Consider the following 12448-nt stretch of genomic DNA (forward strand, 5'->3'; position numbering starts at 1 on the left):
GAAATTTCATACGGACCTAATGGAACGCTTAAACCAATTTAAGCTTGATTTAAGGTTGGCTGTACATACTGGGACATGTAACCAGTTTCAACGAATCCAACCACTGGAGGTAATAAGCATGAACATGAGCAAAACGATGAAGACGCTGACGATCGGGGCGGCGCTTGCCGTCATGATACCAATCAGCGCATACGCGGCAGCGAGCTCGACGGCAGCGGGCGAAAAGAGTAGCTCGGTAACGACCGAGAAAGGAACGGCGGACGCACCGAAAAAGATTCAGCGGGAAGGCATGAGAGGCAACCCGGTCAGTCAAGAGGTGCTGGACCTGTTGAAGCTCGACGCGGCAGCCTTGAAGGAAAAACTGGCTGCGGGTAAAACGCTGGCGCAAATAGCGGAAGAGCAAGGCGTCACGCGCGACGCGCTGAAAGCCGCCATGACGGACGCGTTCGCCAAGCGGCAAGCCGAAGAGAAGCAAGCCTTCGCCGATAATCTGGACAAAACGGTCGACGGCCAAATGAAATTCGACCAAGGTCCCGGAAAAGGCAAAGGCTTCGAGGGCAAGAGAGGCTTCTTTCTCTCCTCCGGCAGCCTGGACCTGACGGCAACGGCCAAACTGCTCGGCCTTAGCGCGGATGAGCTGAGAACGCAGCAGGCTGCGGGCAAGTCGATCGCGGACATCGCCAAAGAAAAAGGCGTAGATGCGCAGACTATCATCGATTCCGTCAAGCAGGCAATCGCAGACAGCCAAGCCGCGGCTGTCAAGGCAGGCAAATTGACGCAGGAGCAGGCGGATAAATTGACCGCGGACGCGTCAAGCATCGCAGAAAAACTCGTTAACGGCAAAGGGCCGATGGGCGTAGGCGGCAAAGGGCCGGAAGGACGCAAAGGCGGACACATGCGCATCCAAGAAGGCGCATCTGGAGCTTCCTCCGAAGCCGGGGCGGCTTCGAACGCCGGAAGTGCCGACGGCAGCGGCGTATAGGCGCTCGAAGTCGGCACATTATCTTAAGCGAGGTTTACGCAAAGTCCCTCTAGGATCTCATGAGCAGCAAAGAAGCCTCCTTCCCGATTCGGGGAGGAGGCTTCTGCTTGCCCAATGAATGATAGCTAGTCGTCCTGTCGGTACGAGGCACAATGCAGCCCATGCTGCGCTGCGGTCAGATCCATGCCTTCAAGCGCACTTGGCGCATGAAGTCCTCTTGCGACTGCGGCTCGCTGCTGCCGCTCTCTTCTTCCGTCGATTCCTGCTCCCCGTTCATGATCCGGAGAAACAGTTCCTCATTATGCGTAGCGAGCGCGAAATCGATCAGCGCTTCGCGTTCCAGCTTGTCGACTTCCAGCTTGATCAGCACTTCCTCCAGCTCGACGTCGACGGAAGGCACGTAGAAATTCCGATTCGCCTTCGGCACGCGAATAACGTAATCGAAAGCATTATCGGCGTTCCGATCATACGCAATAATATAGCCATACTCCCCGATCGGGAGATTTTGTTCGAATATATCAGACATGATCACGATACGTTGACCTAATTTAAACACGTTATTTGTCAGCTCCTGTCACGCAATAGCCGTTACTCCGTTGCTCTATAATTCTATCCTACTAAAAAATTAGAAGGAAGTCCAATAGAGCGCCGGGCTACGAGGATAGAAGCGTCGGCCGTTTGCGCAGCGCGAAAGCGGCTGTCTCCATCGCTGCCGCCAAGACGCCTAACGTGCTGACCGTAACCGGCCAAAACTTGCCCGCCGCGGGATCGAGAAACTGGGCCGAAGCCAGCTTCGGAAGCATGCCGGGACTCGCGGACAGCGCATCCGGAAGCAGCCCCGCCGTTACGGAAAGCGCCGCGAGCAAAGCAAGCGAACAGACCGCCGCAGCCGCGCCGCTTCGCAGAAGCGCGCTGAACGCGAGCGTCAGCGCTCCCGCCAGGACGAGCCACAGCCAATAGAGTGCGATAGCAATCAAGCTGCGGTGCCAATCCGGGGTTCGAAACAAGACGCTCGTATAATAATAGGCCGCTCCGAAGCCGCCCGCGAATGCGATGGTGACGAGCGTCAACTGCGCTGCCCACTTGGAAGCGACGAAGCCGCGGAAAGAAACCGGCTTCACGAGAATCATAGCCGTCATGCCGCCGGTCCGTTCGGCAGATATGACGTTCATCGAGGATAAAGCCAGTATCAGCAGCCCAAACACGTTGAGCTGCTGCAGCGTCTGCGCCATCACCTCTTCCGCGGTCGGGACGGGGATCGAGATGACCGCTCCTTCCGGCAAATTCCCCGCATGGGCAAGAATGTCGGGCAGAAAATACGTCGACACGGGCTGCATGGCGCTGAGCAAGACGAACGCAAGCGGTACCCAGAGCAATTTATACGTACGGAGCAGCTCCAGCCACTCCTTCCGGTACATGACCGTCCATTGTCTCATGGCGCGTCCACCGCCTTCAAAAAAATGTCCTCCAGCGAGGCATGGCCGATCTCGAGCTTCGCCAGCGGCAAGCCGCGCTCCAGTACTTGCCGGAGCACGTAGATCCTCGCTTCGTCCGCGTCGCGCACCTGCAGCTTGACGGCGTATTCGCCGGGGAGCAGCGCCGCAGACGCAATGGAAGGATGCGAGAGCCCGCTCAGCCACTCGCCAAGCTGCATCCGCGCCGGGCGATTGTCTTCCACTTCCAACGTCAGGGCAGGCGTACGATGAAGTCCGCGTATGTCGCCGATGGCGCCGCTGATCGAAATTCCGCCTTCTTGCAGCAGGATGACGTCATCGCACAGTTCCTCCGCGTCATGCAGCACATGCGTCGAAAACAGAATCGTCGTCTCCTGCTTCAGTTCCCGAAGCAGATCCATCACGTCGCGTCTGCCGACGGGATCGAGCGCGGACACGGGCTCGTCAAGAACGAGCAGCTTCGGACGGTGCATGAGCGCCTGCGCCAAACCGAGCCGCTGCTTCATGCCGCCGGAATAGCCGCCAATCCGGCGTTTGCCCGCCGCGGCGCCAAGGCCGACGCGCTCAAGCAGCTCCGTCCCGCGCGCGGCGGCCTCCCGCTTGGACAATCCGCAAAGCCGGCCGGCATAGCGCACGAACTCGCTGCCGCTCATCCATCCGTAAAAGGCCGGGTGCTGCGGCAAATAACCGATGAGCGCGCGCGGATCCGCTCCGGGCGCCAAACCTTGGAATCGGACGCTGCCCGATGTCGGCGCGAGCAAGCCGGTCACGATCCGGATCAGCGTCGTCTTGCCCGCCCCGTTCGGACCGAGCAGCGCGGCGCAGCGGCCTTCGTACAGCGCCAAGTCGATCTGCCGCAGGGACTGCAGCGCGCCGAAGCTTTTGGAGACGCCGCGGAAGCGGACAAAGGCCTCTTGCGGCTCGGTAGACGTCCTTGCATCTGCAGGCTTAGCCTGCTTAGGGGCGATGCTCATGACTGCTTTCTCCCGAATAAGAAAAACACGATCGACCCGACGATATTAAAGACGATAATGATTAAAATCCACATCCACTTCGGACCATGGGTCCGCTCCGCCCTCACGCAAGCGACGATCGCCGAGATGATAAGTGCAAGTTCGATAATAGCAAGCGGCAGGATGATGGAAATCAGCTGCCCTGTCGAAAGTTGATCCATGCTGCGTACCTCCCTCGTTCATTTATGTTTACTCTCATCCCCAAGCCCTTTCTTCGCATTCGCCGGGCGCCGCACGATCAGCCAGTAGAACAGCAGGGGCATCGGGCATTGAACAAGGCCCCATAGTCCCCAAAACCATGGATAGCGGCTGTGCTTGCGGGCATCCGCGAACAACCAATTGGATTGGCAGAGCAAGACGATGGCGGCGCCGATGAGAATCGCTATCTCCCCCGCTGTCATCGTTGATGCCTCCTCGCTCTGTTTGACCGGAAGAAGCCGACGATCAGGAAAATGCCTGCTCCGGCGAAGGCGAATGCCTGAAGGATGGCGAAGAATACGTAGCTGCTCTGCCATAGCAGCAGCATCCCGCCGAGCACGAACGCACTGACCAGCCAAAATAAATAACGCTCCGCCCGCCGCCGGCCGCGCAGCTCTTCCTTCCCCTCGCGCACCAGTCGCGCGAAAGCTTCCTCATGCACGGGAGGCGGCACGATAGACGAATCCCATTGTTCCAAATGCCCCTTTAGTCGATCATTGAAGAATTGCTCCTGCTCCCGTTCGATGTCGCCTTCACGTTTCTTCATCGGTCTTCAGCTCCTTTCTCAGCTTGCCTAATCCGTTGTGCAGCCTGGATTTTACGGTTCCGACGGGGATGTTCATCCAGTCGGCGATTTCCTCGTACGCGTAGCCGTAATAATATTTCAGGAGGATCGGAACGCGCTGCTCGTACTGAAGCCCGCCGAGCGCTTCGAGCGCATCCGGCCATTCCTGCTGCTGAAGCGCGGCTTGAAACCGAATCCCCTGAAGCGCCTGTTCCTCCGACTGCCATCTCCGAGATCGCTGCGCCTTGCGCATCTCATCGATATAGAGCCGCGTGCCGACCGAAATCAGCCACGTCGACAATTTGCTTCTGCTCTCGAAGCCGCCGATTCGCTCGATCGCCTTCAGCATGGTGTCCTGCACCAAATCTTCCGCCATCGGCTTGTTCATCGTGATTTTCAGCATATACCGATAAAGAAACGCGTAATGATGCCTAAGCAAGTCCGCCAGTGCCTGATCGTCGCCGCGGACCGCTCGCGCGATTAATCGTTCTTCATCGGGATGAGGTTCAGCGCTGCTCATGTCCGGGCTCCTTTTCGCAGGTTTGATGTTGTTATCGGTTGTTTGACGGCGGAGATGGCCGTTTTGTTCATTTTGCAAATGTTGTCATTTAAATTTAGTTTGCGTATCTTCGGCTAGTGTAATCCTTTTCGCACGCTCGCATAGACGCGCATGCGAGATACACAAAAATACGGCCGTTCCTCGACGAGGAACGGCCGTATTCGTGTTATCCATTACATCTAGATCGTCATGGCTCCGAAGCCGCCGTCCACGCGAATCAACGAGCCGGTCACGTAACCGGAAGCGGCTTCCGAAGCCAGCCACACGACCGCGCCTTGCAGCTCCTTCGGATCGCCGAACCGCTTCATCGGCGTGTGGCCCATGATGCTAGCCACACGCTCTTCCGATAGAATCGCGCGGTTCTGCTCCGCCGGGAAGAAGCCCGGCACGATGCCGTTCACGCGGATGCCGTGCGGCGCGAATTCCCTGGCCAGAAACTGCGTCATGCTGTTGACCGCATGCTTCGAGGCCGAGTACGTGAATACGCGCGACAGCGGCGGACCCGCGGAGACCGAGCTGATGGTAATGATGCTTCCGCCATGTCCGGCGTCGATCATCGACCTGCCGAACACTTGGCAGGCCAGCATGACGCTCTTGGCGTTCACGTCCATGATGGCATCCCATTCGTCCTCCGTGATGTCGAAGAACGGCGTGGCGCTGTTCGTGCCTGCCGTATGCAGTAAAATATCGCTTCTGCCGTTCGGCGACCACGCGTCGATCTCGCCCTGCACGCGGATGAGATCGGCCTTGGATGCCGCGTCGGCCCGGAAGATGGCCGCGCGGCCGGAAGCGAGCAGCTGCGCCAGCTTCGGCTCCGCCTTCTCCGGATTGCGGACGACGAGCGCCGCGTGGGCGCCGTGATCGATCAGCGCTTCCGCCATCACGATGCCGAGCGTGCTGCCCGCCCCGATAACGACCGCCGTACGGCCCGTTAAATCGAATAACGTACTCATGAATTCACTTCTCCTCCAAGGGCGGCGGATGAGGCCGGGCTCCCGCCTTCGGTCGCGAGCTGCAGCATGCGCCGCCGGTACGCCTCCGGGCTTTCGCCGACGGTCGTCTTGAACAGCCGGCTGAAATGGGGCAGCTGATGAAAGCCGACGGCACGGCAGACATCGGACACCGACTGGCGGGGCTCCAGCCGAAACATCATTTTAGCTTGATTGATGCGCCGGTTGTATAAGTATTTGAACACGGTCGTGCCGGTAACGTCTTTGAATAAATTCGATAAATAAGGCTTCGTTAAATGAAGCGCGCCCGCAATGTCGTCCAGCGTGATTTCCAGGGCGTAATGATCCTCCAGGTAAGAGATGACGCTCTGGACATGCTGTTCCTTCAAGGAACGGTGTTCCCGCTCGTTTACCGGCGCGATGCACCAGTCCCGAATAAGATGGAGCAGCTCGATGACGCGGATGACGAATCGATCGTACGATGTCCGTACGCCCGCTTCGTTCGTGCGCAGATACAGGCGGTTCATCTCGTTCAGCAGCGACTCCAGCTCCTCCTGCTCCTCGGGAGGAAGCGAGATCCGGATGTTGCGCAGATTCTCGAACGGCTTCAGCAGCATCGCAGCCGTGTCGGGTTGAAGGATGCGATGCACGTATGCAGGGTCCATATGGATAATCGTGCGGACGTACGGCGTCGAAGGCGACGGATTCGGACAATGCAGGGTCATGCCGTGCATCAGAATCAAATCCCCGGGCTGCAGCGTAATCAGCTTATCGCCGATCAGGTAATTGCACTCGCCCTCCTGAAAATAATACAGCTCATAGAAGGCGTGCGAATGAAACTGCGCTCCGGGCATGGGCGCGGCGTTGCGGTAATTAAGTTCAATCGGCTGCTGCCATTGCATCGTGACCGGCATTTCCGATCCCTCCAAATGGATGCCCGTATCCGGGCGAGCTATTGAACTCATTGTACCATGACGCCCCCTTCAAGGATCATATCCGCCTACAACCGGACCGCTTTATTTTGGGCCGCGATGCATAGCTCGGCCGCCTTGAACGCATGAGCCTGCGTCATGGCGTTCTCCGTGCGGTTCAAACAATCCAGGATCAGCTCGCCGAAGTACGGGAAGCCGACCTGACCGCCGACGGCCAGATGATGCTCGCCCTCGTGGTTGACCAGATAGACATGATCGCCGCTGCGGTCGCGGCCGATGTCGATGTATTTGCGCAGCTCGATGAAGCCGTCCGTGCCGAGAATGATCGTCCGTCCGTCGCCCCAAGTGCCAAGACCGTTCGGCGTCAGCCAATCCACGCGGAAATAGTTCGTCGCGCCGTTATCGCCGATCAGGGTCGCATCCCCGAAGTCTTCGAGCTCCGGCACGTCGGGATTGTTGTAGTTCGCTACCTTGCTGCTGGCGACCGTCGCGTCCTTGCAGCCCGCAAAGTACAGGAACTGCTCGATCTGATGGCTGCCGATATCCGTCAGGATGCCTCCGTACTGCTCCTTGCGGAAGAACCAGTCCGGGCGCGAAGGCTTGTTCAGCCGATGCGGTCCCGTTCCGATCACCTGCACGACGCGGCCGATCGCTCCTTCTTGAATGAGCCGTCCGGAATAAATAGCGCTCTCCACGTGCAAACGCTCGCTGTAATAAACCATATACTTGCGCCCCGTCGCTTCGGCCGCCGCTTTCGCTTCCGCGAGCTGCTCCATCGTCGTGAACGGCGTCTTATCCGTAAAATAGTCCTTGCCGTGCTTCATGACCCGGACGCCAAGCGGTCCGCGGTCGGACGGGATCGCCGCCGCCGCCACCAATCCGACTTCGCTGTCCTCGAGAATAACTTCCGGCGCGGAAGCGGCTTGAGCCTGCGGATACGTCTTCAGAAACTGCTCGACCTTCGCGGGGTCCGGATCGTACACCCACTTGAGCGTCGCTCCCGCTTCCAGCAGCCCGTTCGTCATGCCGTATATATGGCCATGATCCAGCGCCATCGCCGCGAAGACGAACTCGCCCGGCCCGCAGACCGGCTCCGGCTTCGCGACGGATACCGGCGCGTAGTTCATGCCGTCCGTACGATTGAACGCCGCCATCAGTTCTTCGCCTCCGCCGGCTGCGCCCGCTTGAACTTGGACGTCGCGATCCGTTTGTTCAGCTCCGCTTCGTGCAGGGCCTCGTCGAACGGCAGGTCGACCCAATCGTCCAGCCACGTGGACAGATGCATGGCGTTGGACAGCGTCAGCCCGAGGATGCCTTCTTCGCCCGGCGCCACCAGCGGCGCGCCGTGCAGCACGGCATCGGTGAAGTTCTGCAGAATGCCCACGTGCTCGGGGCTCGGTCCTGCCGCGGGCAGATCGATCTTCCACACTTCCGGGGAAGCGAACGGAGCCTTATTGCGCGCGTTGAACTCCGCTTCGTCCTCGCGCAGGCGGTACATCGTCATGCGGTCGTCCTCGATGACGATTTTGCCGCGGCTGCCCGACACTTCCAATCGGTTGGTGCCCGGAGCGTCGGACGTCGACGTGATAAACACCGCCGTAGCGCCGTTCGCGTACTCCGCATAGGCCGTCACGTCGTTCTCGACTTCGATGTCGCGGTTCTTGCCGAATTGGCAGAAGGCGCGCATGCGCGTCGGCATCATGCCCGTCGTCCACTGCCACAGGTCGAGGTTATGCGGACATTGGTTGATCAGCACGCCGCCGCCTTCGCCGCCCCACGTCGCGCGCCAAGTGCCGGAGTCGTAGTATGCCTGCGTCCGGTACCAGTTGGTGATAATCCAGTTGATGCGTCTGATTTCGCCGATCTCGCCGGAAGCGACCAGCTCGCGCAGCTTCTGATAGAGCGGGTTCATGCGCTGGTTATAGACAATGCCGAACTTGCGGCCGCTGGCGGCTGCCGCGTCGTTCATCTCGCGGACCTGCTTCGCGTAAACGCCGGCCGGCTTCTCGATCAGCACGTGCATTCCTTTGCCTAAGGCGTTGATCGCTTCGGCGGGATGGTCGTAATGCGGCGTCGCCACGACTACCGCGTCGACGAGGCCGGAAGCGATCATCGCCGAGGCGTTCTCGAACACGGCGACCTTGCCTCCGTACTGCTCCTCCGCCCATTGGCGCTTGCTTTCGAATTCATCGCAGACCGCGGTAAGAACCGCCCCTTTGATCGTGCCCGACGTCAAAATTCCCGCGTGTCCGGAGCCCATGTTCCCGATGCCGATAATGCCGTATCTCAGTTGCTTCGCTTGATTGACCTGATTCATTCGATCTCCTCCATCCATGTATTCATTTGATCCGCATACGCCTGCAGCATCGTCCGCGTATCGAACGTTCCGCTGAAATCCTCCACGCCGAACCATCCATCATAACCGACGGCCCGCAAATCGCGAAGCACCTGCTTCCACGGCACGATGCCGTTCGCGATCGGCGCCCAGCCGCTGTTCCACTGCACGGGATTCAAATGATCGGCCGTTGTGCCCGGAGATACGGACTGCCAGCCCGCGTTCTTCACGTGCACGTGGGCCAAATAAGGTCCGAGCAGCTCCATGCCCATGCGATAATTCTCGAAACCTTCGTGCACCATATTGCCCGGATCATAAAGGACGCCGACGGCATCCGGATTGAACGCCGATACGAGGCGATGGGCGAGCGAGGCGCTCGGCGCAATCGTCTGATGATGCGTCTCGACCAGCGCCTTCACGCCGTATTCCAGCGCCAGACGCTCCACTTCCTTCAGATAGCGCACGGCTTGCCCGAACAGCTCGCCGTACGGCTTGCTTCGGTCGTAACCGGGCACGCCTACCCGTACCATCGACGCGTCAAGGCGCTTCGCGAGCCGCAGCACCTGTTCGGTTCCTTCGATATCGCCGCAGGCCAAGTATGGCGTGACGGCAATGGTTTGGCGGTTATAGCCGGCCGCCGCATGGCGGAATCGGCTGATCTCTGCGTCGCCCGCATTCGGCGAGATCGTGCACTGATTATTGCCCCAAAAGGAAGGCTTCTCCTGCAGCAGCTCGGCCGGCGTCTCCTTGCAGCGCCATTCCAGTCCCGCAATGCCTGCGGCAGCGGCCGCTTCACACAGTTCTTCCGGCGTCAGATCCGGTGCGGCAACAGTAAAAATCGAAAGTTTCAACATGGTGCTCGGTTCAGTCCCTTCGTTTGGATATGGCTTCCCAGATGCCGTTCAAGTACGTCGCGCCCAGCGCGCGGTCGAACAATCCGTAACCCGGACGGCCCTGCTCGCCCCAAATCATTCTGCCGTGATCGGGCCGAAGCGGACCGGAGAATCCGGTTTCGTGCAGCGCCTCGAGCACGCGCGTCATATCGATGGAACCGTCCGCGGACAGATGCGCCGACTCCTGGAAGGAGCGCGGTCCCGTGCGCAGAATGTTGCGCGTATGCGCAAAATGCAGCTTACCCAACGAACCGAAATGGCGAATGATGGCCAGCAGGTCGTTATCCTCGTTCGCGCCGAGCGAGCCCGAGCAGAACGTGATGCCGTTAGCCGGGCTGTCGACATGCTCCGTCAGCCGGCGCAGCTGCTCCATGCTGCTGACGATGCGGGGCAGCCCGAAGATCGGCCAAGGCGGATCGTCGGGATGGATCGCCATGACGACGCCGGCTTCTTCCGCTACCGGAATAATGCGCTCGAGGAAATAGGCCAGGTTGGCGAAAAGCGCGTCCTCCGTCACGTCGGCATACGCCTCGATGAGCTGGCCCATTTCTTCCTTCGTATAGCTGGAATCCCAGCCCGGCAGCGACAAATCGCCGAGCACCGGGTCCATCCGGGAAATCGTCGCGTCCTCGAAAGTCAGCGTCGTCGAGCCGTCCGGCAGCACATGCGCCAAGCTCGAGCGGGTCCAGTCGAAGACGGGCATGAAATTATAGCAAATGACAGGTACGCCTACCGCGCCAAGCCGGCGGATGGTTTGACTGTAATTTTCAATCAATCGGTCGCGCGTCGGTCGTCCAAGCTTAATATCTTCGTGAACGGGAACGCTCTCGATGACGGCGATGCGCAAGCCCGAGGCTTCGATCGTTTCTTTCAGCGCCAGAATCGATTCCGTCGGCCACGCCTCGCCGACCGGCACGTCGTACAGCGCCGTTACGATACCGTGCATGCCAGGGATTTGGCGGATATTTTGCAGCGTGACGGGGTCGTCTTGGCCAAACCACCTGAACGTCATTTTCATGGAAAACGCACCTCTTCGATCAGAATTGTGAAGGCTTACATCATTCAGGTACCGAATAGTCCTGCCTCATTGTAGCATAGCGATAAGGGAATAAAGCCGCCTGCCCCAATGAGATTAACCACAGTTAAATGAATGGGCGAATTCGGTTGTTTGAATCAAGGCGCCTGTTTCAGAAGCACGGAAAGAGACGTTAACGACGATGAAGAAGAAAAGAAAAAACTGCCCGCGGAATCCATTGGAAATGAACTCCTTGGGCAGCTATTCTGGTTGCATGCGATTCACTAAAGGATGATTAACCCTTCCGGCGACTTCGTCAGCTGCCGGCAGCCGGCGTCCGTGATCAGATAGCTGTTCTCGATCCCGACGACGCCGCGTCCGGGGAAGGTGAATTTCGGCTCTACCGCGAGCACCATTCCCGGCTCCAGCGGATTGCCGAAGCCGCGCGCCAGCACCGGCCATTCGTCGACCTCCAGCCCGATGCCGTGGCCGAGGAATTTGACTTGGTTGCGGCCGAACCCCATGAAGTGTTCCCCCAGTCCGGCCGCCGCGGCATCCTCGAGCGAGGCTGCGTAGACGGCATCGCAGGCCGTGCCGGGACGCATAAGCGCTTCGGCATGCCGGATGATCCGCTCCGAATGGGCATACGCATCGGCAAGGTCGTCCGGCAGGGCGCCGATCACCGCCGTCCGCGTCTGATCGATGACGTAGCCGTCGATGCAGCAGCCGATATCGATGAGAATCGGCTCATTGCGCAGGATAAGCTTGCGGCTCGTGCTCTGCGGAGCTGCCGGACCGAGCCCAAGCCCGCCGGCCGGACCGTCGAAAGCGCTCGGCACCGCCGCGGCGGCACCGGAACCGAGCATGCCCGTCATGATTTCCATGTTGTAGCTGCGCGTCCGCATGGCGCCGATATGGCCGCGGATGCGCATTTCATACTCGAGACGCGCCATCAGTTCCAGCTCCTGCAAGCCTTCCTTGATCATAGGAAGGGCAGCCTCCAGCGCTTCGGCCACGACTGCCGCAGCCGCTTCGATACGGCCGACTTCCCAGTCCGATTTGATCATGCGGACAGTGCGAACGAGCGAAGAGCCGTCGATTAGCGAGCATGAGGTATTTCCGCCCGACACGGCCTCAGCCAGCTTTGCATAGGTCGCGGCCGGCAGCACATCCATCTCCGTCCCGATTCGAATCCCCTTCGCAGCGGCATTGCCCTCGTCGCCCCCGAATACGGACGGATACCCGCCGGCCAGCTGCGCGCGAAAGCCCCGAAGCGACGTCAAGGCCTCCACTTTGACCGCCGATTCCCTCTCCGCCCGCTCGAGGCTGCGTCTGACATAGAACACGGGCTCGCCTTCAACCGGAATAAACGCATAGCCCGCCTGCATCGAGCCCGTGAAATAAACCAAATCCACATGCTGCGTCACTAGAAATGCGTCCATCCCGACCGCGGACATGCGTGCCTGCAGCCTTCTTACCCGCTCCATGATTTCTTCCCGACCTGCCGCTTCCGTCTCGATCCCATTGCCCTGCACGTCTTTCCGCTCCTCGC

General features: G+C 59.6%; 15 protein-coding genes. 1 reads left to right on the top strand and 14 read right to left on the bottom strand.

Annotated elements, in window-relative coordinates:
* The first annotated feature begins 118 nt into the window (after positions 1–118).
* Positions 119–982 carry a hypothetical protein gene (locus tag GT003_RS13060; protein ID WP_161698352.1) on the top strand — a complete coding sequence of 288 codons (864 nt, stop codon included), beginning with the start codon at positions 119–121 and terminating at the stop codon, positions 980–982.
* Between the two features lie 175 nt (positions 983–1157).
* Here GT003_RS13060 and GT003_RS13065 read toward each other — a convergent pair whose 3' ends face one another.
* From GT003_RS13065 to GT003_RS13130, 14 genes are all read right to left on the bottom strand, one after another.
* Positions 1158–1538, bottom strand: a complete 381-nt coding sequence (locus tag GT003_RS13065; RefSeq protein WP_161698354.1) for an ATPase — start codon at positions 1536–1538, stop codon at positions 1158–1160.
* Positions 1539–1635: 97 nt separating this feature from the next.
* Complete coding sequence (locus tag GT003_RS13070) at positions 1636–2418, bottom strand: ABC transporter permease (protein WP_161698356.1); 783 nt, start codon at positions 2416–2418, stop codon at positions 1636–1638.
* Complete coding sequence (locus GT003_RS13075; protein WP_161698358.1) at positions 2415–3410, bottom strand: ABC transporter ATP-binding protein; 996 nt, start codon at positions 3408–3410, stop codon at positions 2415–2417. The genes GT003_RS13070 and GT003_RS13075 overlap by 4 nt, the downstream gene beginning before the upstream one ends.
* Positions 3407–3610: a PLD nuclease N-terminal domain-containing protein gene (locus GT003_RS13080; RefSeq protein WP_161698360.1), complete on the bottom strand. Its 204-nt coding sequence runs from the start codon at positions 3608–3610 to the stop codon at positions 3407–3409. Before GT003_RS13080 ends, GT003_RS13075 begins: the two co-directional genes overlap by 4 nt.
* An 18-nt stretch (positions 3611–3628) precedes the next feature.
* Positions 3629–3850 (bottom strand): hypothetical protein, encoded by a 222-nt coding sequence (locus GT003_RS13085; protein ID WP_161698362.1) that lies wholly within the window; start codon positions 3848–3850, stop codon positions 3629–3631.
* Entirely contained in the window at positions 3847–4194 is a 348-nt protein-coding gene (locus tag GT003_RS13090; protein ID WP_161698364.1) for a YxlC family protein, read from the bottom strand. The genes GT003_RS13085 and GT003_RS13090 overlap by 4 nt, the downstream gene beginning before the upstream one ends.
* Positions 4181–4732, bottom strand: a complete 552-nt coding sequence (gene sigY / locus GT003_RS13095; RefSeq protein ID WP_161698367.1) for an RNA polymerase sigma factor SigY — start codon at positions 4730–4732, stop codon at positions 4181–4183. The genes GT003_RS13090 and sigY overlap by 14 nt, the downstream gene beginning before the upstream one ends.
* A 218-nt stretch (positions 4733–4950) precedes the next feature.
* Positions 4951–5724: an SDR family oxidoreductase gene (locus tag GT003_RS13100; RefSeq protein WP_161698369.1), complete on the bottom strand. Its 774-nt coding sequence runs from the start codon at positions 5722–5724 to the stop codon at positions 4951–4953.
* Positions 5721–6686 carry an AraC family transcriptional regulator gene (locus tag GT003_RS13105; RefSeq protein WP_239565785.1) on the bottom strand — a complete coding sequence of 322 codons (966 nt, stop codon included), beginning with the start codon at positions 6684–6686 and terminating at the stop codon, positions 5721–5723. The genes GT003_RS13100 and GT003_RS13105 overlap by 4 nt, the downstream gene beginning before the upstream one ends.
* Positions 6687–6721: 35 nt before the next feature.
* A complete protein-coding gene (locus GT003_RS13110; protein WP_161698371.1) occupies positions 6722–7807 on the bottom strand; it encodes a Gfo/Idh/MocA family protein in 1086 nt (361 codons plus the stop codon).
* Positions 7807–8970, bottom strand: coding sequence for a Gfo/Idh/MocA family protein (locus GT003_RS13115; protein ID WP_161698373.1), 1164 nt, complete (start codon positions 8968–8970; stop codon positions 7807–7809). The genes GT003_RS13110 and GT003_RS13115 overlap by 1 nt, the downstream gene beginning before the upstream one ends.
* Entirely contained in the window at positions 8967–9839 is an 873-nt protein-coding gene (locus GT003_RS13120) for a sugar phosphate isomerase/epimerase family protein (protein ID WP_161699088.1), read from the bottom strand. The genes GT003_RS13115 and GT003_RS13120 overlap by 4 nt, the downstream gene beginning before the upstream one ends.
* 13 nt (positions 9840–9852) lie before the next feature.
* Entirely contained in the window at positions 9853–10899 is a 1047-nt protein-coding gene (gene uxuA / locus GT003_RS13125; protein ID WP_161698375.1) for a mannonate dehydratase, read from the bottom strand.
* Positions 10900–11180: 281 nt separating this feature from the next.
* The gene (locus tag GT003_RS13130; RefSeq protein ID WP_161699090.1) at positions 11181–12383 is read right to left on the bottom strand and encodes a M24 family metallopeptidase; all 1203 of its coding nucleotides are present in this window, start codon (positions 12381–12383) and stop codon (positions 11181–11183) included.
* Positions 12384–12448 lie beyond the last annotated feature (65 nt).

The sequence above is a fragment of the Paenibacillus sacheonensis genome (genome assembly GCF_009909195.1).
Lineage (GTDB): Bacteria > Bacillota > Bacilli > Paenibacillales > Paenibacillaceae > Paenibacillus_Z > Paenibacillus_Z sacheonensis.